At 37.9% G+C, this 21,016-nt stretch carries 22 protein-coding genes and 3 pseudogenes; 20 read left to right on the forward strand and 5 right to left on the reverse strand.

Features of this window, described 5'->3' with window-relative positions:
- Positions 1-3 precede the first annotated feature (3 nt).
- Complete coding sequence (locus tag N1I80_RS05860; protein WP_340736965.1) at positions 4-924, reverse strand: class 1 isoprenoid biosynthesis enzyme; 921 nt, start codon at positions 922-924, stop codon at positions 4-6.
- Between the two features lie 117 nt (positions 925-1,041).
- Between N1I80_RS05860 and N1I80_RS05865 the strand changes: the two genes are divergently transcribed.
- From N1I80_RS05865 to N1I80_RS23330, 4 genes and pseudogenes are all read left to right on the forward strand, one after another.
- Entirely contained in the window at positions 1,042-1,680 is a 639-nt protein-coding gene (locus tag N1I80_RS05865; RefSeq protein WP_340736966.1) for a response regulator transcription factor, read from the forward strand.
- Positions 1,681-1,973: 293 nt separating this feature from the next.
- Entirely contained in the window at positions 1,974-2,753 is a 780-nt protein-coding gene (locus N1I80_RS05870) for a hypothetical protein (RefSeq protein ID WP_340736967.1), read from the forward strand.
- 493 nt (positions 2,754-3,246) lie between these two features.
- Positions 3,247-3,615, forward strand: a complete 369-nt coding sequence (locus tag N1I80_RS05875) for a response regulator (RefSeq protein ID WP_340739977.1) — start codon at positions 3,247-3,249, stop codon at positions 3,613-3,615.
- 12 nt (positions 3,616-3,627) lie between these two features.
- Positions 3,628-3,795: pseudogene (locus N1I80_RS23330) on the forward strand (response regulator transcription factor); the annotation flags it as partial.
- Between the two features lie 776 nt (positions 3,796-4,571).
- Here N1I80_RS23330 and N1I80_RS05880 read toward each other — a convergent pair.
- Positions 4,572-4,735, reverse strand: a pseudogene (locus tag N1I80_RS05880) (gamma carbonic anhydrase family protein); the annotation flags it as partial.
- A 505-nt stretch (positions 4,736-5,240) separates the two neighbouring features.
- On the opposite strand from N1I80_RS05880, the gene N1I80_RS23335 reads away from it, so the two are divergent.
- The 6 genes from N1I80_RS23335 (at position 5,241) to N1I80_RS05905 (ending at position 9,752) form a co-directional block, all read left to right on the forward strand.
- Positions 5,241-5,516 (forward strand): TIGR04104 family putative zinc finger protein, encoded by a 276-nt coding sequence (locus N1I80_RS23335; protein WP_445683695.1) that lies wholly within the window; start codon positions 5,241-5,243, stop codon positions 5,514-5,516.
- 408 nt (positions 5,517-5,924) lie between these two features.
- The gene (locus N1I80_RS05885; RefSeq protein ID WP_340736968.1) at positions 5,925-6,305 is read left to right on the forward strand and encodes a hypothetical protein; all 381 of its coding nucleotides are present in this window, start codon (positions 5,925-5,927) and stop codon (positions 6,303-6,305) included.
- Positions 6,306-6,465: 160 nt separating this feature from the next.
- Complete coding sequence (locus N1I80_RS05890) at positions 6,466-6,942, forward strand: hypothetical protein (protein WP_340736969.1); 477 nt, start codon at positions 6,466-6,468, stop codon at positions 6,940-6,942.
- 117 nt (positions 6,943-7,059) lie between these two features.
- Positions 7,060-7,425 (forward strand): hypothetical protein, encoded by a 366-nt coding sequence (locus N1I80_RS05895; protein ID WP_340736970.1) that lies wholly within the window; start codon positions 7,060-7,062, stop codon positions 7,423-7,425.
- A gap of 205 nt (positions 7,426-7,630) precedes the next feature.
- Positions 7,631-8,670, forward strand: a protein-coding gene (locus N1I80_RS05900) for an IS630 family transposase (RefSeq protein WP_340736971.1) whose coding sequence is annotated in 2 segments (ribosomal slippage) — positions 7,631-8,128 and positions 8,131-8,670 — 1,038 coding nt in all. Because the reading frame shifts where the segments join, the coding sequence is not laid out codon by codon here.
- Between the two features lie 140 nt (positions 8,671-8,810).
- Positions 8,811-9,752, forward strand: coding sequence for a hypothetical protein (locus tag N1I80_RS05905; protein ID WP_340736972.1), 942 nt, complete (start codon positions 8,811-8,813; stop codon positions 9,750-9,752).
- A gap of 969 nt (positions 9,753-10,721) precedes the next feature.
- On the opposite strand, the gene N1I80_RS05910 is transcribed toward N1I80_RS05905, so the two are convergent.
- Positions 10,722-10,889: a hypothetical protein gene (locus N1I80_RS05910; RefSeq protein WP_340736973.1), complete on the reverse strand. Its 168-nt coding sequence runs from the start codon at positions 10,887-10,889 to the stop codon at positions 10,722-10,724.
- A 213-nt stretch (positions 10,890-11,102) separates the two neighbouring features.
- On the opposite strand from N1I80_RS05910, the gene N1I80_RS05915 reads away from it, so the two are divergent.
- Positions 11,103-11,288, forward strand: coding sequence for a hypothetical protein (locus N1I80_RS05915; protein WP_340736974.1), 186 nt, complete (start codon positions 11,103-11,105; stop codon positions 11,286-11,288).
- Between the two features lie 134 nt (positions 11,289-11,422).
- Positions 11,423-11,635 (forward strand): annotated as a pseudogene (locus N1I80_RS23340) (IS1634 family transposase); the annotation flags it as partial.
- 835 nt (positions 11,636-12,470) lie between these two features.
- Here the strand turns inward: N1I80_RS23340 and N1I80_RS05925 are convergent.
- Positions 12,471-12,656 carry an antitoxin VbhA family protein gene (locus tag N1I80_RS05925; RefSeq protein WP_340736976.1) on the reverse strand — a complete coding sequence of 62 codons (186 nt, stop codon included), beginning with the start codon at positions 12,654-12,656 and terminating at the stop codon, positions 12,471-12,473.
- A 177-nt stretch (positions 12,657-12,833) separates the two neighbouring features.
- Positions 12,834-13,346 carry a gamma carbonic anhydrase gene (locus tag N1I80_RS05930; RefSeq protein WP_340736977.1) on the reverse strand — a complete coding sequence of 171 codons (513 nt, stop codon included), beginning with the start codon at positions 13,344-13,346 and terminating at the stop codon, positions 12,834-12,836.
- Between the two features lie 86 nt (positions 13,347-13,432).
- Between N1I80_RS05930 and N1I80_RS05935 the strand changes: the two genes are divergently transcribed.
- The 8 genes from N1I80_RS05935 (at position 13,433) to N1I80_RS05970 (ending at position 20,983) form a co-directional block, all read left to right on the forward strand.
- Positions 13,433-14,218 carry an alpha/beta hydrolase gene (locus N1I80_RS05935; protein WP_340736978.1) on the forward strand — a complete coding sequence of 262 codons (786 nt, stop codon included), beginning with the start codon at positions 13,433-13,435 and terminating at the stop codon, positions 14,216-14,218.
- Positions 14,219-14,269: 51 nt separating this feature from the next.
- The gene (locus tag N1I80_RS05940) at positions 14,270-14,854 is read left to right on the forward strand and encodes a histidine phosphatase family protein (protein WP_340736979.1); all 585 of its coding nucleotides are present in this window, start codon (positions 14,270-14,272) and stop codon (positions 14,852-14,854) included.
- Between the two features lie 131 nt (positions 14,855-14,985).
- Positions 14,986-16,983 (forward strand): methyl-accepting chemotaxis protein, encoded by a 1,998-nt coding sequence (locus N1I80_RS05945; RefSeq protein WP_340736980.1) that lies wholly within the window; start codon positions 14,986-14,988, stop codon positions 16,981-16,983.
- A 165-nt stretch (positions 16,984-17,148) separates the two neighbouring features.
- Entirely contained in the window at positions 17,149-18,405 is a 1,257-nt protein-coding gene (locus N1I80_RS05950) for a methyl-accepting chemotaxis protein (RefSeq protein ID WP_340736981.1), read from the forward strand.
- An 11-nt stretch (positions 18,406-18,416) separates the two neighbouring features.
- Positions 18,417-19,148 carry a methyl-accepting chemotaxis protein gene (locus tag N1I80_RS05955; protein WP_340736982.1) on the forward strand — a complete coding sequence of 244 codons (732 nt, stop codon included), beginning with the start codon at positions 18,417-18,419 and terminating at the stop codon, positions 19,146-19,148.
- Positions 19,149-19,335: 187 nt separating this feature from the next.
- Positions 19,336-19,863 (forward strand): signal peptidase I, encoded by a 528-nt coding sequence (gene lepB, locus N1I80_RS05960; protein ID WP_340736983.1) that lies wholly within the window; start codon positions 19,336-19,338, stop codon positions 19,861-19,863.
- Complete coding sequence (locus tag N1I80_RS05965) at positions 19,860-20,441, forward strand: uridine kinase (protein WP_340736984.1); 582 nt, start codon at positions 19,860-19,862, stop codon at positions 20,439-20,441. Before lepB ends, N1I80_RS05965 begins: the two co-directional genes overlap by 4 nt.
- A complete protein-coding gene (locus N1I80_RS05970; RefSeq protein ID WP_340736985.1) occupies positions 20,438-20,983 on the forward strand; it encodes a GNAT family N-acetyltransferase in 546 nt (181 codons plus the stop codon). The genes N1I80_RS05965 and N1I80_RS05970 overlap by 4 nt, the downstream gene beginning before the upstream one ends.
- The last annotated feature ends 33 nt before the right edge of the window (positions 20,984-21,016 follow it).

A 21,016-nucleotide genomic window follows, 5' to 3' on the forward strand; every position in this document is an offset into this window, starting at 1 on the left:
TTTTTAATTGGTTTTGAATAAATTTATAAGTGTTTCCTTGTACATATTATTAACTGGAAGAGCGCGTAGTTGTTCAATTGCAGATAACTGATGTTTACGTAAAATGACTTGCGCATACATCATGGAACCTGAGTCGAAAAGTATTTCCTTTACCAATTCTTTTTTCGTTTGAAGCTCGTCTAATGACACTGTTCCTTTATAATAATTTAGAATATCTGATTCTATATTATTATCGAATAAGTAAAGAATAGGAAGTGATTTTTTGCGTAAAAGCCAATCACTTTTTTCGACGGATAAAATATCATTTACATCATTTTTTATTTGCTCTGCAATGCCTAATTGTGTACAGTAGTTTTCGACAATATCATGATACTGTTCTGTTGCTAGACTCGTACCAACCAAGCTAGCCATTGCAACAAGAGAGCCCGCTTTTTGAGCCGTGGTTTGCAAATATTGTTCTTCAGTCTCGATGTTGTTTAAAATATCAGCGTGCTGTCCGTTAATAGCGACGAGATTTAAACGTTCAAAACATTTCCATCCGTCATTTGGAAATTGAATCTCATGCATCATTTTTGTACTTAACTGCAATAACCCCAACGCTAGATTCAATGTTAAAGCGGAATCCCATGTACTCCACGGGGTACCAAAGCTATCATCATCTTGTAAGTCATCGAAAAGATCGAAGGACAATATGAGTAGTTCTACAGTTGCAGCTGCCTGATAGATTTCTGAAGAGGTACCGCCAAACATTTTGTGATGTAGCAGAGTGAGTTCCCCGAATAAAAATCCTTCTTGTTCTTTATGCCGAATGGATTGGATGGCTATATCATTCAAGTTGCTTTGATGAAAATGGTTATGAACCGCTTGAACCATCCGTTCTTTTATGTTGCTGTTGTAATCAGATAAAATAAAAACCTCCTTCACTTAGTGGAAATTATACTTCATGGGAAATTGTAACCATTAAATATGGTATAATTTTCATTATATAATACATTTCAAATAATGGAAGCAAATAAAATTATTTGTACGAGGAGATGTGAGATGAAAAGAATTCTAATCGTAGATGATCATATAGCTGTGGCGGAAGGAACGAAGTTGATGTTGGCAAAAGAAAAAGATTTTCAAGTGGAAACTGCCAACAGTGGGAAAGATGCCTTAAACCTTGTAAAGGAAGCGAGTTTTGATATATACATATTTGACTTGAAAATGCCAAAAATGAATGGTCATGATTTGGCTAAAAGAGTGATTGAATTAGATCCTTTAGCAAAAATAATTATTTATACGGGCTATGAGCTTGAAGAATATTTCAATTCTTTAATTGAAACGGGTGTAGTAGGTTTTCTCAGTAAAACAGATTCAGAAGAACAAATGATAAAGACAATCCGAGGTTTGTTACAGAATGATGCGGTCATTCCAATTCATCTTCTTCAACAACTACGAAAAGGGAATAATCTTTTTCAGACGATGCAAATGAAGACAAATCCTTTAACTGAAAAAGAATGGAACATTCTTGAACAAGTAGCGCTTGGGAAAACAAATATAGAAATAGCTGATGCGACATTTCAGAGTACTAGAACGATAGAATATCATTTATCAAGTGTGTTTAAAAAATTAGAAGTAAATTCAAGAACAGCAGCCGTTGTAAAGGCAAGAGAATTGAACGGTATTAGCATAGATTAAGTATCATTCATTGTTGTATTTTCGAAAAACATTGCGGAACCGCGCAACGAAAATTGCGGGGTTCCGCAATTCTTTTTGCCGATTATTGCGGTAAATTTGCGGTGTGGAGCTAGAAGGCTTGTGTTAAGGTTGTTTGTAAGCAGTTGTTGCAACTATCTTCAGGATTAAAGGTTATCCTGCAGATGTTGATTTGATGGCCATCAAGTGTAATGAGTGCTTAAATTTTATTTGTTTTTTTAAGAAGGTCTGCTCTTTTGCTAATTTTTTAAAAAACAGAAAAGGGAAAAATAAAAATGAAGAAAAATAAACTAATTATGAAGAGTTCAATAGCAACATTACTTTTAGTTAGTTCTATAAATTTAACTAATACTCCAACTACATATGCAAATACAATTAATCCTGAATTCGAGAATATAGAAAACTTGAAAATAACCGATTTGGAACAATCATTTACACTGCTACTTAATAAAGATTACACAATAGATTACAATATCGAAACTCATGACGAGAAGGTGATAGTAACAACTATAACGAATGGTAATGTAATTCATACGTTTGAATACAATAAAGGCGATGACTTTGCACTTATAGATGGAGTAGCCTTCCCTCTTGAAATAACATCCTATATTGATCAAGCTCTAGTCAATCATGAATTGGAAAATGATTTTATTATGATGGCAGCAGCTGATTACACACCAATTTATGTTGGGACCAATAGAATAAGCTTTACTAAGCCTGTCAGCGATTTTGCAGACTTGGCAACTGTAATTGGAGGTGTTATAGTTATTTCTGGATGGGTGGGGGCGAAAATTACAAAGAAGGAAATTGTGGCTAAAATTAGTGAATGGGCTTCAGTAATTGGATTGGCTGGATTAATATATACTAAATCATTTACTGGTGATTTTCTCTACGACCAGTATAAGACGCGAGGATTAGTTCCAACAGGTTATGGTACGAATCAGATAGCCTATAGAAATGATAATGCTAGAGTTATTGGTTCTGTCTGGAATAATAATATAAATATACAGTTAAGAGGCATTGGACCATGGTGGTTTGCCGACAAACCTTGGTGATTTATGAGAGACATTAGTTTACTAAAAAAAATCACTCTATTTGGATTTACTTTACTGATGATTTTTTATCTGTATTTTTTTATGCGTTCCCAATCAAGTTTTGATATCTCTATTGCGACACACTTGCTATTGGCTACTGGCTTTATTGCGGTCAGTATTTCTAGTTTCAAGCGAAAGAACTATGTTTTTGGATATGTTATTGGTTGGGGTGCCTTACTCGTATTAATTAGTCTTTTTTTGATTTTTTTTGGTTGAAAATAGAGGGCGAAACTGGTGCTATGCATATTTTGAGACCTGAATCCGGTATTTTTACGGGGCAGGTCTTTTAGTTATGTATCCATTGCTTGGAGTAATTATATTATTGATTCGATATCGTATTCATTTGATATCATCGCCTCAAAAAATTACGGATGACAAAGACCGAATAACTTAAAAATGGAGTATAGGTATTTCCCTTGATGCTTTTCTTCCTTCATCCTCCGAAATAAGTAAGATCACAACCAGTTGCAAAGGTACCTTAAATCTTATAAAAGAAGCGAGTTTTGATATATACATATTTGACTTGAAAATGCCAAAAATGAATGGTCATGATTTGGCTAAAAGAGTGATTGAATTAGATCCTCTAGCAAAAATAATTATTTATACGGGCTATGAACTTGAAGAATATTTCAATTCTTTAATTGAAACGGGTGTAGTAGGTTTTCTCAGTAAAACAGATTCAGAAGAACAAATGATAAAGACAATCCGAGGTTTGTTACAGAATGATGCGGTCATTCCAATTCATCTTCTTCAACAACTACGAAAAGGGAATAATCTTTTCCAGACGATGCAAATGAAGACAAATCTTTTAACTGGAAAATAATGGAGCGTTCTTGAACAAGTAGCGCTTGGGAAAACAAATATAGAAATAGCTGATGCGACGTTCCAGAGTACTAGAACGATAGAATATCATTTATCAAGTGTGTTTAAAAAATTAGAAGTAAATTCAAGAACAGCAGCCGTTGTAAAGGCAAGGGAATGGAATAATAATAGCATAGATTAACTACCATTCATTAGTGTATTGGAGAAACAACATTGCGGAAACGCGCAACGAAAATTGCGGAGTTCCGCAATGTTTTTTGCGGATTATTGCGGAAAAATTGCGGTTCCTAATCCGTGCTTCTATGTTAATCTTATAGGTGAGCGCTCATCAAAAGTAGAAATACAAGACTTAACATGTAGATAGGTCACAAAATTTAAACCAAACACGCCACTGTGTCAAATGGTTTATGAATTTGGAAAAGAAGGTTCACTGGAATATACATACTATTGAGGTGCACTTCACATGTATGAATGAGTAGTGTTTTTTTTATCTTAAATGAGGAAGTGTTTATTACAAGTTGTAAGACTTGAAGATTTTGATGCGATTGCAAAGGCTGTTGAGGGCGTAAGTTACATCACATTCAAAGTAATGCTAAAAGATTTTGTTAAAGTAACCCAGCTATCGGAACAGTATATTTATTGTTTTATTATTTTAATACTGTTACAAATCTAGAGATAATCTTGTAGGACCTAGAATACACAAAGGGGCAGGTGCCAATAAACAAAAATGAGTAAAAGAAGAAGGATATTCATTCTTGGAGTTTGTTTTCTATTAGTATTTTTAAGTTTAGCATTGTTGTTTAGGAATTATTCAAAAGGGTATCCTATTGGCACATCTGTCATTATACTGATAGGCTTACTAATAACTTTGTATCTACTTTTTGACAGTGAATGACTTTTATTGTAGCTAACAAATTAGATGTCGCAGTATTCATTGTACTAATCGCTTTAGTCATCAAAAGCCAGTAAGTTAGCTGGAATTTTCTTGTCTCGTGGAACTAAACTGCCTGCTCCGATTTCAGCTCCGTCTAAAACAATAGAACCCATGACAATCAACACGCCTTTTTTACTGCATAGCTATGTAGCGATACTTGGTGACCAATTGTCATTTCATCCACGATTGAATGATTGACTGTTGTTCTAACGAGTTTTAGCGCTGTTATTACTTTAGCTCCATTTACATCAGCAAGTTATGCTACTGTGGAAAAAGTGGGAATTAGTAAAGTCGGCCAGACAATTCTATTTATTGCCCAGAGAAATATTGTTCTGAGGACCGAATTATATGGGAAAGGATATATTTCTTTCAATATTTTCTTTATTAACATTAATTCTTGTTGGATGGGGAATATACGACCTCTATTTTCTCGAAATAAAATAAAAAGGTGCCGCAGTCATTCATTCAAGTGTTTGTTTGAGTGGCTTTTTTTAAGTGGAGATAAAATTATTTCATATGGTGTACATAAATTAAACTATTCTGATTATATTCCGTATAATAAATAGACTATTTAAATAAAAAGTGAAAGAGACCGTCAAATGTCGACAAAATCATCGTAGGTAAGCGATCCAATTCATCATAACTCGAAGTATTCCCAAAATAAAAGGCGGTGTTTACTTTTGCAAAAATGCATGAAATGTATTAAGCCATTTAGTTGGAGCGAGATCTATCGTTCATTTTGGAGATGGATGTATAAACCAATCAAATGTGATAAATGTGGTACGGAGCATCGTATAGCGATTTCTGGAAGACTTACATTCGTTTCTGTGACTATATTGCCGATGTCGATTTTTGTGAATTTTTTATCACCTTTCGATAGTTTTTTATCAACTTTGGGTGTAGGCATCGCCATATTAATTATCAGTTCTTTGGTAACTCCATACTTAGTAAAATTTAAAGTTAAATAAGTTAATTTCATAATTACTTATTTCTGGTAAAAAGACGAATAATTATTTGTTAATTCAATTGAGTGTTCGTCAATATAATATTGTAATCTCGTTGATTGGAGCGTAAGGCGGCGACTCCCGGAGTGACCGAGCCTAGTTTGACCTTGTAATGGGCAATGTAAGCGTTTTAGTTTCTGATGCTTCAGGACCAACTGGGACACTGATTGATGCATATGGAAATATAAGGACTAGACCAAGAGTGCAGGGGGAAGTATATAAAACTGTATATAAAGTTGAAAAAATTCTAAATGGCACTTGTAACAATAAATGTTCGAAACCTTTATAACTTTATAAATAGTAACGATAGAAAACTTCTCGAAAGGGGAGTTTTCTATCGTTTGAAATTCTAAAATACGAGGAGGGATTTCAATGAAAAGATTGGCCATATGCATGTCATTTCTTCTAATTTTTATTATAACAGGCTGTGGGGAACCAAAAATCTATTCACCAATGTTTAAACTAGAGGATACCTTATATGTTGTAACGAATGCACCTGTAGATGAAGAAGAAATTGAAAAGGAAATCGGGTCGATTGAAAAAGAGACAAAAAATGTTCCGATTGAAAATGGAGAAGGCTATAAAATAAAAAAAGGAACAGTTCTATTTAAAATCAAAGGCAAGGATATAACAGGGGATCGTAGTAAGGGGCAGGCTGGTATTGTTGCCTTTTTGGATGAGGATGGACAATATAGGGATGCTAGTATGTATTGGTCTGATAAGGAAATTAAAGATTTTAAAGACTTCGATTAACCAAAGTAAAATTTCCAGGTGCGATACATTCAAAAATTCATGTTTGTTTCAAGTAACATGAATTTTTGAGTGACTGTGGCAGCCTACACTATAGAAGGTTTAAGATCAACGGCACCTAGGGCAGGATGAATTTTAAATAGATAATGAGGTTGGTGAGAATATGAATCAAACCGTTAAAAAATATAAAAAGAATATTCCTTATATCTATTTGATTATTTTTACGGCAGTCTCTGAAATCTATTTATTCACCACTGCTACACCATATGAAGCAATTAATCAGTTAAGGTTCTACTGTTACATTGTGATGATTTTTGCAATCTTAGCTTGGTTTATGCTTCGGACATATAAACCATTTTGGGTGAATGCGGCAATCACAGGGTTAATCTTCTGTTTGGTGGTGATTCAGAATTATATGCTTCCGCAATTAACCTATGTGGAAGCACAAAGACTAGTCAGCGAAAAATATCAAATTGTTCCCGAAAAGACGAATTTGACTGTCTTGTGGAGTGAAAAAGGAACTGATCTTTATCTGATTATTGGCTATGTAGATGGAGAAAAAAGGTTCTATTCTGTTAATCCTATTACAGAGAAAATTGGAGAACTTGGTAATTTAGAGTCCTCTATTTTCTCGAAATAAATTAATATGGTGCCACAGTCACTCAAGTGTTTGAGTGTCTTTTTTTAGGTGGAGATAAAATTATTTCATTAGGTGTACATAAATTAAACTATTCTGATTATATTTTATCTAATCTTCATGATTACGGTATTAGAACAAAATTGGCTTGGTACATGGAAATTCAAGAATAAAAATACTTTCGCTTCAACTCATTCCCCTCCTTCAGCAGATGATCCAATTACGTGGGGGGCTTCAAGACCGGATGAAGAGAAAATCACTTATTATTTTGGAATGGTTATGGATTCGGAAATAGATAGGCTTGAAGTAGAGACACGCGATGGTTTATTTGAAGAAATCCCATTCATAGAGACTGAAGGAAATCGTTTTTACTTTAAAGGTGTGGAAGATGAATCGGTATTTCTGCCAGTTACTATTAATGGATTTTCTAAATCGGGAGAATTGATTTATTCATCTCTTCAAAAAGTGCCCGATACTCAGGAGTAGTTCAGTAATGGAATACTATCAAAAAGTAAGAGCCATCCAATCAAGGATAGCTCTTTTGTCATTTCTGCAACCCTTTATAATACTGCCCTTTTCCAGCATACTCACGCACAATACGTTCCATATCCTTGCGATTGAATTAAATAATGTCCTTCGTGCTTTCTATTAGCCCAAAAAGGGTATAGGAAAGTAAAAGGAGGCGTTCAGAATGAATGTGGATTCTAAAATTCATGAATTATCCGAAGCGATGCGAACAACGGAAAGTATCCGGCTTTATGAGCGTTATCAGGCAGTTAAACTTGTGCTTGAAGGCTTTCAGATAAAAGAAGTAGCACGAATGACCAATCGTGATCCACACACTATCGGAAACTATGTGAAATCATACAAAAAAGGCGGTATAGAGGCCCTTCAGCCGAAGAAACAGAGTGGTCGCCCCAAACGTCTAACGCAAGCGCAAGAAGAGGAGCTCCGTGAAATCGTTGCTTTTAAAACACCGGAAGAAGTAGGCTTTCCTGCTCGTGCCAACTGGACACTTTCACTTACTTCACAGCTGATTGCACGCAAATGGGGCTTCACATATAGCCTCAAAGGGACAGCGAATATTCTTCATCGGCTTGGTCTTAGCTGCACACGTCCGACTTATACTTTAAAGAAAGCAGATCCTAAAAAACAGGAATCATTCAAAACCGAGACCTTTCCAGAACTAAAAAAAAATTGCTGAACGGCGACATTGATTTTATCCTATTCGAGGATGAATCTATGATCCGTGATTACCAGGCAATCGGAAAGACATGGTTTTTACGTGGCAAACAACGCATCATCCCGACTTATGGACAGCACCAAGGTGTAAAACTAATTGGGACGCTCGATTATGAGTCGGGCAGAATCCTTTGCGTTGAAGAAGAACGTTATGATGCCGAAGCCTTCTTGCGATTTTTAAAGACAGTTTTATCTGAATATCCGACAGGTCGAATTGCGATGGTTCTTGATAACGCAAGAATCCACCACGCAAAGCTTCTTCATCCATTTTTAGAAAACAATCAAAAACGTCTCGAATTGGTCTTTCTACCGCCGTACAGCCCACAGCTGAACCTGATGGAAGGTGTCTGGAAATGGCTCAAGGAATCTGTCATCAACAATGTATTCTTTGATTCTACCAAAAAGATTGCCCAGGCCGTTCATGGTTTTCTTGAGGATGTTAATCGACGACGAAAAGAAGTCATTGACCGTCTTTGTGTCAGAATGTAGAAAATTTAATTTAACTTATATACTTTGAATAAAAACTAGTGATTTTATTTTGGAGATTGAAGGCACCCGTTTCAGCACACAGTCCAAAAGGACTTAGGTCCAGATGTCTTTAGTAAATACTATACGTGGGAGCGATAACATTGAAAAAAATTCTGAAAATAATTACTTTCTTTTGTGCCTTTTCTGTTTTGGGACTAGTGCAAGGAGAAACAAAGGCTACGGAAAATTCGATTGTTAATTCTAGTGGCATTGAAATTACACAAACTGAGTATGAAAACCTTGAGTATCTGGGCTTTACAGAATTAGCAATTGATCAAATGTCCCAAGAAATCTTTGATGAAAATAAAGATCTTACAGTAGAATCTAAATCCGATGTTACAAAATACTATGAAATTCAAGAAATAACGCCTACTAAAGCTTTTTCTGTTTTAACAACTGACCAAAATCCAAATTACAAAACAACTGAATTAACAGAAGAAGAATATTTTAAAAGAGTAGAAGCTGAGACAAATTCTATTAGTATCTTTAACAATGGTGATGATACTACTTCAACAAGTTACCGAAGACTTAATACTAATATACTCAAACTTAATTCAACGACCTATAGAATCCACAGTAAATTCGTTTGGGATAAGCTTCCTGTAACAAGAAGCTACGATGTTTTAAGTACAACTATTGATTCTCTATTTACTCCTATACAAGGGACAAATCATGGACAACAATTATATGCATATACTCATCCAGTTCAAGGAGGTTTTTACGGCAGTAATGTCACATATAACTCTTCAAATTCCAATTGGAATAAGCAAGGCGCAGGTTATGGATTAAAAATGAATTTGATAGACAATACCAGCACTCTTCGCCTTACTCAACTAGAAGGATATGCTTATTATAATATTCAAAGAAGCTCATCTGTTGTTCCAAATTATATTAATGCATTCGGTAATTATTCCCACGCAAAAAATACTGTCTCTAACAGTATTTCATATAGCCTTAGCTATGGAGGACCAGCGATTGGTTGGTCTAACGTTTCTTCAACCGAATTTGATGCTATAACTACACACGCTCAATTACAATATTAAATTTCAAAAAAGAAAAAAGCCATTACCTTCAACAAGGCGACTGTAAAACTTACGTTTTGAAATCCTGTAAGTAAGTCTAAATTGAAAAGACGTTATTTCGTTCAATTTTGAACGAAATAACGTCTTTTCCTTTTGATGTTTTGAAGCCTCAGCTTAACCTTATCGATTCCCATTTTTTATACACGATCTTAAAGGATCCAACATACTCAAACCTGATTCAAATAAGGCTGGTGAAGTAGGCCGGTTTTCTGCACGGATTCAAGATCCCAACGACTGTTAGGCCTGTTCTTCACCTCTACTTTATATAAAAATAGTAGTGTGAACCAACGCCTTGGTCTGCACTACTAATCTTAGTATGTTTTTACCTGGCTTATCGCGGGAGGTATCCACGAATCGCCGAAGCGTTTTCAAAGGAAACTTTCAGTCGGACTTTTAATAGAAGGCTTTTTCAGCGGTCTCCCTTCAACGGATGGCTTTTTTCTTTTCTACAACTTCGTAGCCTAATAATACTATATAATTTGTCAGATTCATCATTATTTTCATCATCGACATGAACCAGATCCCCATCTTCAACATCATCCAAATTCAATTCCTTATGGATTTTTTTTAAAAGGTCCCCACAAGAAATCAGCCATTTTCAATACAATCCTTACTTTAAATAAATCAACTTCACGCTCTCTTTTTTCCTCGGGTCAAAGAAAAAAGGGCAGCCACAGCTACTCTTAATAATCCGATTCCCGATAAATATCCTCTGCCATAGGAACAGACTTCCAATCAAGTTTCCCATAAATTGCCCTGACCAATTCACGAATTTTCTCATCATTGTAACCAAATTTTTCGCCCCTGCAATCGCATAATCAAGGTAAGTATAATTGTTCTCCTTAAATACCTTTCCGTTGGTCAATCAGATATTTCACGTTGACACTTCCCACTTATTTTTCCTACTAACGTTTGGTAAAGAAAAAAGCTTCATTTCTCTGAATCCTTTTCCAAACGTTCTAATATTTTTTTTAATAAATCATTAGTTTCCGAAATGCTTTCCGAAATATTTATCCCTCTTCTTACAGCCATCTCTACAATGGCGTATTGAACAATTATTCCCAAAAGTCCTAAGACTATAATTAAACTTACAGACACTTTGCATTACCTCCAATATTCGTCGAATGTATTACCGTAAAAAACACGTCTGTTGATTGGTTAGTTATTTCCAAAAAAATATAGAAACAGACACCTTTTTTATATGATGTTAGGCGACTAAACTAACATCGGTATACAAGAAAGGTGTCCTTTATGAAACAGTTTAACACAATCTCATAACTTTTAGCCACCCTAATTTCACCAGAAGAATTGATGGAATTTCTAGAAAAGCATAACTATAAAGAAATAGCACGAAAGTTTAAAGTTGAAGATCTTCTTGATTTCTTTGTGGCAGCTGCCCCTGAAAAGTGGGCAGGCTTTCGGGATGGCACAGAAGTTATGGCATATGTTGGTCTAATTCACCTTCCGCATGTAAAGATTAACAATCCAATCATTTAAATAAGGATTTTCCCTTCACCTTGTTGAAGTTTCCTTTATCAATACATTTGGGGAGGAAATCGTTATCTTAAATGTGGACCCATCCCAATTATTACCCCAGCTTTGTGATGAAATCGGGCTAGAAGACATCATCAATGAACAAGTCACCTGAGCGAATCCTGGTGCTCACCAAAGTAGAGGACGGCAATACATCCGATAAAACTTGGAACCTCGCTTTCATCAAAAAAATGCGTGAAACGCTGAATGACCATGATTGGTCTAACCTACTTTATCAAGCCGATTCTGCCATGATTACCAAAGAAAATCTACGGGAATTGGCAGGAGATGAATTAGATTTTCTTTCCCGTTCAAATCTGTGGCATGAATCCGATTTGGAAAACGGAAGAAATGTTTTACTATTGTTTGATGGTAAAGGAATTTGGGATGCTTATACGACATATGATCTTGATCGTGCCAATGTTAATTGGACGGAGGATGGACTTTATCTCTCAGATTATAAGTATGAGTACTTTATTAGCAACGAGGGTGAGATTAAGAGGGCTGAAAAAACAACAGAATTACGGGAAGGTACGGCGCAAGACGGCTCCTCTATTGATGAAGAAGGCGGTGTATGGTCTTGGTTTGACATTGGCTTCCGTGAAAATAGCTATGAAACACTTGTCACCTACCGATATAAGGGTGAACGAATGGAAACCATTGTTGAAGGCGTATATAGTTATCTTTTCACCGTAGGAACACAGCTTTATGGGGGAACCTCTAGCTTTGATTTACCGCATGGCATCAATAAAGGCGGTCATTTGGGACTAGTTAAGTTTGTTGGTGACGACTTAACGCCAATGGTTTTAGCTTCTTACCCATTACCTGACAAAGATGTAGATCCTGTATTTATTTCTCAACAGGTGGTCTTAGTTGAAGATACCATCCACGTGATTGGAGAGGCAGAACGTATTGGTCATGTGTTTCAAACAAATTTGATGAAGTGGAATATTCATGATGGTGCATTTGAACTGGATAGAATTGCTATACCTACTGATCATTACGGAGATGAGTTAGTTAAGCACGTACTCTTATCATACCGATCAAAAAGCACTTGATGGCAATTCTGAAATTGATTCATTCATCTCGAATATTTAATTTGTTGATTAAGATGTTTGTATTAGGATAAATATAGGGGTCCATAAATCACTGTAAATCCCTTGCATATTTTTCAATAATCGCCTGTTTCAATTGGCTGGATGATACTTGACCATTTTCGTATTGGTTTAAGAGGTTTTGTGTAAATGCACTCGGTTTTCCTCCGTCGATGGCTGCCATTCCAACTGCGAATTGTACTTGCTTTTTACGTTCTAGGCGTGAATTTTCTTTCATAAATAACACCCCTCGTTTATTGGTATATCTATTATATCATTTTTTGCATATTAGGAGGTAGTTGGATCACAATTTTCGAGTGCCATAGTCACACACTCTAACGTGAAAGTTTGAGTAGTTGTGCAGCCCATCCCTATCTCAAAAGTAAGAGCCATCCAATCAAGGACAGCTCTTTTGTCATTTCTGCAACCCTTTATAATACTGCCCTTTTTCAGCATACTCACGCACAATACGCTCCATATCCTTACGATCATCCTCGTTCAGATCGCGCACAACTTTGACAGGTGAACCGAACGCCAGTGAATTCGCTGGAATCTTCTTGCCGGGTGGAACTAAACTGCCTGCCCCGATAAATGCGCCTTCGCCAATTTCGGCCCCGTCTAAAACGATAGAACCCATGCCAATCAATGCGCCCTTTTTAACCGTACAGCTATGTAGCGTGACCTGATGACCAATTGTCACTTCATCCTCCAAAATAAGCGGAAACTGTGGGCTTTGGTGAAGGCAGCATAGGTCTTGAATGTTCACTTTACGTCCGATAATGGTAGGCGATACGTCACCGCGAATGACCGTATTGAACCAAATTGTCGATTCGGGTCCAATCGTGACATCGCCTGTAATCGTTGTAAAATCTGCGATGAAAACGGATGGATCAATCACTGGTGTTTTATCTTTAAATGGGTAAATCATAGAATTCTCCTCTTTTCTCTTTATCGTGTATAATTATCTTAACAAACTTCATGTTTTTAGAGAACAAATAAGGAGTGATGATGTCCATGTGGAAATGGGAAGCGGAGGGGCAGCCGAAAGCTGTCGTAGCTATCGTCCATAATGCGTATGAACATCATAGTCGATACGCATGGCTTATACAAAAACTTCGAAGTGCGGGTTTTCATGTTGTTGCGGGTGATTTACCGGGGCATGGGGCTGAGGGGAAAAAAATCCATGATGAATCATTTGAGGCCTATGTATCCTATGTAAAAAAATTAGTGGCAGTTGGCCTAAACGACAATTTGCCATTATTCGTGATGGGGCATGGACTCGGGGCAACGATTGTGATGCATATGATTTTAGCTAAAAAGATTGAATGTGCTGGGTTTATATTTAGCTCCCCATGGTTAACGCTCAAGCACCAGCCACCGAAGTTTTCGGCAGTGCTGTCCAAATTGACTTCGTCTATGAAGGTCAACCATGATATTAGTATTGAACTATTGACGCGCAATTACGATTTATATGTAGAAGCCCAACAGGATCGACACTATAATTCGGTTGCGACGGCTGGCTGGTATAGGGAATTACAAGCCTTCATGAAAGATGTGGCGCAGTATGAGGGGACGATTCATGATACACCATTATTGGTTCATATAGCCGGGAACGATAAAATAGCGGATTCTTCACCAACAAAGAAGTGGTTGATTCACCAAAATCTTTCTGAATTTCAATATAAAGAATGGAAACACCTTTACCATGATGTATTTCAGGAACCTGAGCGCGAAGAAGTCTATCTCTATACAGAATCATTTATGAATAATGTGTTAAGGTCACTTGGATATGTTGTATAAGAAACGCCCATGGATGGCATTCACAAATTAAAACGTTAGGAAGTGTTTCGTATGACGACAATTGGATTTGTACGGCATGGGGTCACCGCTTGGAATAAAGAAGGACGAGCGCAGGGGAGTTCAGATATTCCTCTTGATGAGGAAGGCATTGCGATGGCAGAGCATGTGGCGAAAAGATTTGCCGAGGAACAATGGGATGTCATCTATACGAGTCCTTTGGTTCGCGCGAAAAAGACAGCAGAAATCATTGCGGTGGGAAAACCTGGTGTTTCACTACTAGAAGATAATCGTCTGCGTGAATTTGGTGGCGGCCAAATTGAAGGGACGACCGAAGTAGAACGGCTTGCCAAATGGGGGCAATCGTGGAGAGAACTAGAGTTAGGTATAGAACTGGATGATGAAATTATCTCACGTGGGATGGCGTTTATAGAAGACATGAAAGCGGCGCATGCTGGCCAACGCGTGCTGGTGGTCAGTCATGGAGGGTTTATCAAACGATTGATAGGCGCATTGGTGCCTGATGAGGATCTTGGAGAAAAAGTAGATAATACATCGCTAACGGTTGTGGAGTTAGGTGATGATGAGAACCTTTGCCGTTTATTTAATTGTACAAAGCATTTGGAGCTGATCGATTAACATCGATCAGCTTTTTTTATTCATATATTTTTGTGATATTTATAAAGTAGTCGCCTTATTAGGAATAAATAGACTATAATAGAATTGTGGTATAGATGACATGTGGTATATACGTAAAGGGGGAGTATAGAGTGAAGTCCATTCGGATTAAATTGGTATTTGGAGTTTTTTTAGTATTTTTATTAGCAGTTTTTCTCATTTATTTCCTTGTGAGTGCTCAAATGGAGAAAAATGCGACGGATAATATTTCACGTACAAGTGAAAGTACCGTGGAGGAAATGGGGCAATCTATACATAATTTCCTTATGCAATATGAATATGGCTTGAAAATGTTAATTGATAATCGAGCAACGACTGATTTTTTTAAGACAAAAGGGGATATCTATAAGACGGCTATGTTTGACAAAGGGATAGAGGATGCTTTGGGCATCTATCAATCCAACTTAAAAGAGACAGCTGCCATTTTTATTGGTTTTGAAAATAAGTATACGAAACATGTAGGGGATGTGCGGTTGCCGAGAGATTATGATCCAACTTCAAGTCAATGGTATCAAATGGCGAAGGCTAATTCGGAGGAAATTATTTGGACAGATCCTTATATTGATTCATTTACGGGAGAGTATGTGATTACGGTCGCGAAAGCAGTTGTGCTAAACGGTGAATTTGCTGGGGCTGTGGGTGTTGATTTGTCGTTGACTTCAATTGCAAACCGTATTTCTGCAACGGATCCAGGTTATAATGGCTATCAATTTATTTATGATGCAGCGGGGGTTGCTATTGTTCACCCAACTAACCAAGGGGAAAGCAGTATTGAACAACCGTATGTTGCTGAGATGTATGCGGATGGGATAACAGAAGGATGGGCGGAGTTTGAGGAAGAAGGTACGTCAAAAGTAAGCGTTTTCCGTAGGTTAGAAGGTTTTGATTGGAAAATCGGTACAGTGTATGAGGTGAACGCGATTAAGGACTCAGTAAAAGATGCACAAAACACGCTATTGGCTATCTCCCTGCTAACAATCATTATTGTTGGTGCCGTTTTGTGGTCATTAATCACAAGAATGATTAAACCGCTCTATATTGTCCAAAAGGCGATGGATAGTGTGGCGGAAGGTGATTTGACTGCCTATGCAGATGTGAAATCGAAGGATGAGTTTGGCCGGCTGGCTAATAACTTTAATGCGATGGCATCTAAAGTAAGAGATATCATGACAGTTGTCAATGGGTCTGTCGATGAAGTTCGTCTATCGGCAGAGGGATTGAGTGCATCTGCGGAAGAGACGAATGCGGTGAGTGAACAGATGACGGGTGCTATTATTGATATCGCGTCAGGTGCTACGAAATCTGCGCATGATGCGGAGAAAGTCACGCAAACTGTGGATCTTTTGGGCAATCAAATTATGGGGATTCATGAGAAAGTGGGTGTGATGACGGGCATTGCAACGGAAGCAGAACAGGTGAATAGAGAAGGAAGTACACAAGTGAATCAGTTGCAATTTTCCTTTGCCGGTTCAAAAACAACTTTGCGCTCAATGGCAGATGTTGTTGGTGAATTGGAAACAAAAGTGGGCGCAATTGGCGTGGTCATGCAGACGATTACGGAAATTTCTACACAGACTAATTTGCTCGCGCTGAATGCGAGTATTGAAGCTGCACGTGCTGGTGAACACGGTAAAGGCTTTGCAGTTGTCGCGGATGAAGTACGGAAACTCGCTGAACAATCTGCGCGTGCTACACAGGAAGTGGCCGCGACTGTCCTGGAACTGCAAGAAGGTTCACGCCAAGTATCTACGCAAATGAAGGAAACAGGAGAAATTTTCAGTGAGCAGGAAAAAGTTGTACAAGGGACACAGCGGACATTTAGCAATATCTCTAACCTGATGAATAAGCTCGAACTATCTATCAGTAGTGTTTATGATGAAGTGAATCGTGTTGTGACCCATAAAGAAACGGTTGTGCAGACGATTGAAACGATGGCTGCGACGGCTGAAGAAACGGCGGCAGCTAGTGAAGAAATTAGTGCATCGACAGACGAACAATTGCGCGCGATACGTGAGGTAGCAGTAGCGGCAGATACACTGTCTGGACTAAGCGATGATTTGCATAATGCGATTAATCAATTTAAGATTTAATATGAAAAACGGGAAACCATGATATTGGTTTTCCTTTTTTTGTCTGAAAAATAAGAGAATATACTAGAGGTACTTTATTTGATAGAAAATTAGCTACCTTCAGATAGTATTTTAGACTATAATGAAGGGGAATGATGTCGAATTTTGTAAAAGGGGGCTTGTGTTATGAAATCGATTAAAGCAAAAATTATTTTAAGCGTGTTTTTGTTGTTTTTTGTTATTTTGACATCCATAAATTTGGTTGTAAATAATCAAATACAAAAGCAAACAAAAAATATGTTATTGAATCAAAGTGAAGTGGCAGTAAAAGAGATGGGGAGAAGTATTGAAAACTTTATGTTGCAATATGAAAAGGCTTTATATCTTTTAACGAATAATCCAGCGGTCACGGAATTTATAGAAACGCAGTATGGGACTGAAGATGAAGCGATATTGAACCGTAGAATAGAAATGGCGTTTGCAGATTATATGGAACAGTTGCCAGCAACGGATTTAATATATTTTGGCTTTGATAATAAATATACGAAGTTTGTTCCACATCTAGAAATACCGGGATTCGATCCGACGACTAGAGTTTGGTATACAGAGGCAAGTGCACAACTCGATCAGGTTGTCTGGTCAGATCCATATATTGATGCAGCATCTGGAGGTTATGTCATTACTGCATCGAAAGCAATGCTCCGTAATAATACACTTGTAGGGGTTATAGGTGTTGACATTAGTTTAGAAAATATTACAGAGAGTGTGTCTCAGAGTGATTTTGGATTTGAAGGGTATCCATTTTTATTTGATAGTAATGGTGGAGCGATTGTCCATCCACTGTTAGTTCCCGAATCTGAGGAAATGACGGATTTATCCTATCTGACAGCCCTCTTTAGTCAGGAGAAGTCGGCAGGAGTTGAACGGTATACAGAGAATGGATCCAAGATGATTGGCATTTTCAATGAAATCCCGCATCTAGGATGGACGGTGGGCGTTTCATTCAAAGAGGATGCAATTGTGGACTCTACGAGCGGGACTAGCAAATTAATCAACATCATTTTTGTCTTAGCAGAAGTGCTTATTATAGTCATTCTTTGGTTCTTCATTTCAAAAATTATTAGTCCGCTAAGCATTATCCGCTCAGCGATGGATCATGTTGCGGAGGGAGATTTGAATGCCCATGCTGATGTAAAATCGAAAGATGAATTTGGACAGCTCGCTGATAATTTTAATGTTATGACTTCCAAAGTAAGGGATATCATGAAAGTTGTGAATCAGTCTGTTGATGAAGTGCGTCTTTCGGCAGAGGGATTGAGTGCATCTGCGGAAGAGACGAATGCGGTGAGTGAACAGATGGCGGGTGCCATTGATGATATTGCGTCAGGGCTACGAAATCTGCTCATGATGCGGAAGATGTCACGCAAACGGTTGACCTGTTAGGGAGTCAAATTATGGGCATTCATGAAAAAGCGGGCATAATGACTGGAATTGCGACAGAAGCAGAGGAAGTTAATAAAGAAGGACATGCGCGAGTGGGCGAATTGCAGTCATCGTTTGATGGTTGGAAATCTAATTTACAAACAATGGCTGATGCCATTGGCGAATTGGAAACAAAGGTTGGGGCCATTGGTAGTGTTATGGAGACGATTACTGAAATTTCCGCACAGACGAATTTGCTGGCGCTGAATGCAAGTATTGAAGCTGCGCGTGCCGGTGAACACGGCAAAGGTTTTGCAGTCGTTGCAGATGAAGTGCGGAAGCTTGCCGAACAATCTACGCGGGCAACGGAAGAAGTGAAATTGACTGTTCAGGAACTGCAAAATGGTTCCCGTCAAGTATCCACACAAATGAGGGAAACCGGTGAAAATTTCCAAGAGCAGGAGAAGGCCGTCCAGGATACACAACAGACATTTGGTGAGATTTCCGGGCTGATGAATAAACTCGAACAATCGATTAGTAGCGTCTATGATGAAGTGAATCGTGTTGTTACACATAAAGAAACGGTTATGCAAACAATCGAAACAATGGCAGCGACAGCTGAAGAAACAGCGGCCGCAAGTGAAGAGATTAGTGCGTCGACAGATGAACAATTACGTGCGATTCGTGAAGTGGCTCAAGCTGCTGATACATTAACAGGGCTCAGCGATAATTTGCATACGGCTATTAGTCAGTTTAAATTATAACTTCATTCAACAAAGAGTTGCCTTCGTGAATTGGAGGCAACTTTCTTTTTTTTATACTTAGTTCCAGTGCCTTGGGGCTTGCGCTTTTCTTGGGAACATTTTTAGTTTAGCAGGAGTCGTATAGGAAAGCATAGAATATAATGTTATGTGGGAAAATAGCATACATAGAGTGAACGGAGGAATTCCATTGAAGGAAAAAAACAAAAGTGAACTACTGTCATGGATACAATCTCTAGCGATTGCATTTGTTATTGCCCTTGTCATTCGTCAATTTTTATTTACCCCAGTGATTGTATCAGGGCAATCAATGGAGCCGACGTTTGAAAATGACAATAAAATCGTCATTTCAAAAATTCATAAAATCAATCGTTTTGACATGATTGTGTTCCATGCCCCTAACTCGGAGGAGGATTTCATTAAAAGAGTAATTGGACTTCCAGGGGATGTTGTTGTGATGAAAGACGACAGACTGTATATTAATGGAGAGGAATATGAGGAAGACTATATTCAGGCGAATAAAGATAAAGTGTTCGAGGGACAAAAATTAACACAGGATTTTAGAGTTGAAGTACCAGAAGGTTATTTATATGTCCTAGGTGATAATAGAAGGCATAGCACGGATAGTCGAGACTTAGGTGTTATTGATGAGAAGTCAGTCGTCGGTGCTGTGACATTTAAGTTCCATCCATTGCGTGAAATCGGGATTCCAAAATGATAGGAAATCGTCCTTTACTTATTGGAATTGATGGTCTTGGTGGCTCTGGAAAAACGACATATGCACTGAATTTACTGGGTCAGTTGAAAAATGCAATTGTGATTCATTTGGATGATTTTGTTCATACCCGCGAAGTTCGGTATAATGATCAGTTTGAAGAGTGGTATTGCTATTATCATGTGCAATGGCGCTATGATTATTTGATTGAAAAACTGTTAAAGCCGTTGAAAAGTGGTTTAGCTGTACGTGACGCGATTGAGTTATATGATAAACCGACAGATAGTTATCGCATGCGGATATTTGATATACCGGTTGGCGCAACGGTGATTGTTGAAGGGATTTTTCTGCAACGTCCTGAATTGAGGGGGTACTTCGATAAGGTCATCTATCTTGAAACAAATCAGGAGACAAGAATGGCACGCGCTTTGGACAGGGATAGTTATATTGGAGGCAGCGAGGATATTATACGCCATTATGAGCAACGCTATTTTCCCGCGGAGGATATATATGTCGAGCAATGTAATCCGTTGGAGATGGCAGATGCAGTGGAATATGAAGTGAGGGGGAGAGCTTTATGACATTTCCAACGCTAACGACGCGGCGACTTCTTTTGACTGAAGTGCAGGCAGAGCATGCACCTGCGATATTTGAGATATTTTCGAACCCAGAGGTACTGAAGTATTATGGGATGGATCCATTCCGAGAGCTGGCGCAGGCTGAAAGTATAGTGCAACATTTTAAGAACAGCTTTGAAACAAAAAGAGGGCTGCGTTGGGCCATTATCAATAATGAGGACAACCGATTTTTGGGTACAATCGGACTGAATAATTTGTCTTTAGGTATGAAAAAAGCTGAAATTGGTTTTGAAATTCATCCTGATTTTTGGAGAAGTGGCATAACGTCTGAAGCCTTGCATGCAGTCCTGGACTATGCATTTGAAGAATTGGATCTCCATCGAATGGGAGCTGTAACATTTCTAGCAAATGATGCATCTATCGGCCTTTTGAAAAAACAAGGATTTTCGGAGGAGTGCAAATTGCGCAGTTATCTATTTCAAAATGGACAATCCCATGATGCGTTGATGTTTTCGTTGTTGCGTGAGGAATGGAATATAAATTAGTCAGGAACCTCTACAAGCGTCAATGTGGAGGTT

Source organism: Sporosarcina sp. FSL K6-3457 (genome assembly GCF_038007285.1).
In the GTDB taxonomy this organism is placed as follows: domain Bacteria; phylum Bacillota; class Bacilli; order Bacillales_A; family Planococcaceae; genus Sporosarcina.

What these genes read in the sequence shown, in the direction of transcription:
- N1I80_RS05935 (WP_340736978.1), top strand. Translation starts at nt 13,433, where the DNA reads ATGTGGAAATGGGAAGCGGAGGGGCAGCCGAAAGCTGTCGTAGCTATC.
- N1I80_RS05955 (WP_340736982.1), top strand. Translation starts at nt 18,417, where the DNA reads ATGGGCATTCATGAAAAAGCGGGCATAATGACTGGAATTGCGACAGAA.
- N1I80_RS05870 (WP_340736967.1), top strand. Translation starts at nt 1,974, where the DNA reads ATGAAGAAAAATAAACTAATTATGAAGAGTTCAATAGCAACATTACTT.
- N1I80_RS05895 (WP_340736970.1), top strand. Translation starts at nt 7,060, where the DNA reads ATGATTACGGTATTAGAACAAAATTGGCTTGGTACATGGAAATTCAAG.
- N1I80_RS05865 (WP_340736966.1), top strand. Translation starts at nt 1,042, where the DNA reads ATGAAAAGAATTCTAATCGTAGATGATCATATAGCTGTGGCGGAAGGA.
- N1I80_RS05930 (WP_340736977.1), bottom strand. Translation starts at nt 13,346, where the DNA reads ATGATTTACCCATTTAAAGATAAAACACCAGTGATTGATCCATCCGTT.
- N1I80_RS05970 (WP_340736985.1), top strand. Translation starts at nt 20,438, where the DNA reads ATGACATTTCCAACGCTAACGACGCGGCGACTTCTTTTGACTGAAGTG.
- N1I80_RS05925 (WP_340736976.1), bottom strand. Translation starts at nt 12,656, where the DNA reads ATGAAAGAAAATTCACGCCTAGAACGTAAAAAGCAAGTACAATTCGCA.
- N1I80_RS05940 (WP_340736979.1), top strand. Translation starts at nt 14,270, where the DNA reads ATGACGACAATTGGATTTGTACGGCATGGGGTCACCGCTTGGAATAAA.
- N1I80_RS05915 (WP_340736974.1), top strand. Translation starts at nt 11,103, where the DNA reads ATGGAATTTCTAGAAAAGCATAACTATAAAGAAATAGCACGAAAGTTT.
- N1I80_RS23335 (WP_445683695.1), top strand. Translation starts at nt 5,241, where the DNA reads ATGAAATGTATTAAGCCATTTAGTTGGAGCGAGATCTATCGTTCATTT.
- N1I80_RS05890 (WP_340736969.1), top strand. Translation starts at nt 6,466, where the DNA reads ATGAATCAAACCGTTAAAAAATATAAAAAGAATATTCCTTATATCTAT.
- N1I80_RS05950 (WP_340736981.1), top strand. Translation starts at nt 17,149, where the DNA reads ATGAAATCGATTAAAGCAAAAATTATTTTAAGCGTGTTTTTGTTGTTT.
- N1I80_RS05965 (WP_340736984.1), top strand. Translation starts at nt 19,860, where the DNA reads ATGATAGGAAATCGTCCTTTACTTATTGGAATTGATGGTCTTGGTGGC.
- N1I80_RS05885 (WP_340736968.1), top strand. Translation starts at nt 5,925, where the DNA reads ATGAAAAGATTGGCCATATGCATGTCATTTCTTCTAATTTTTATTATA.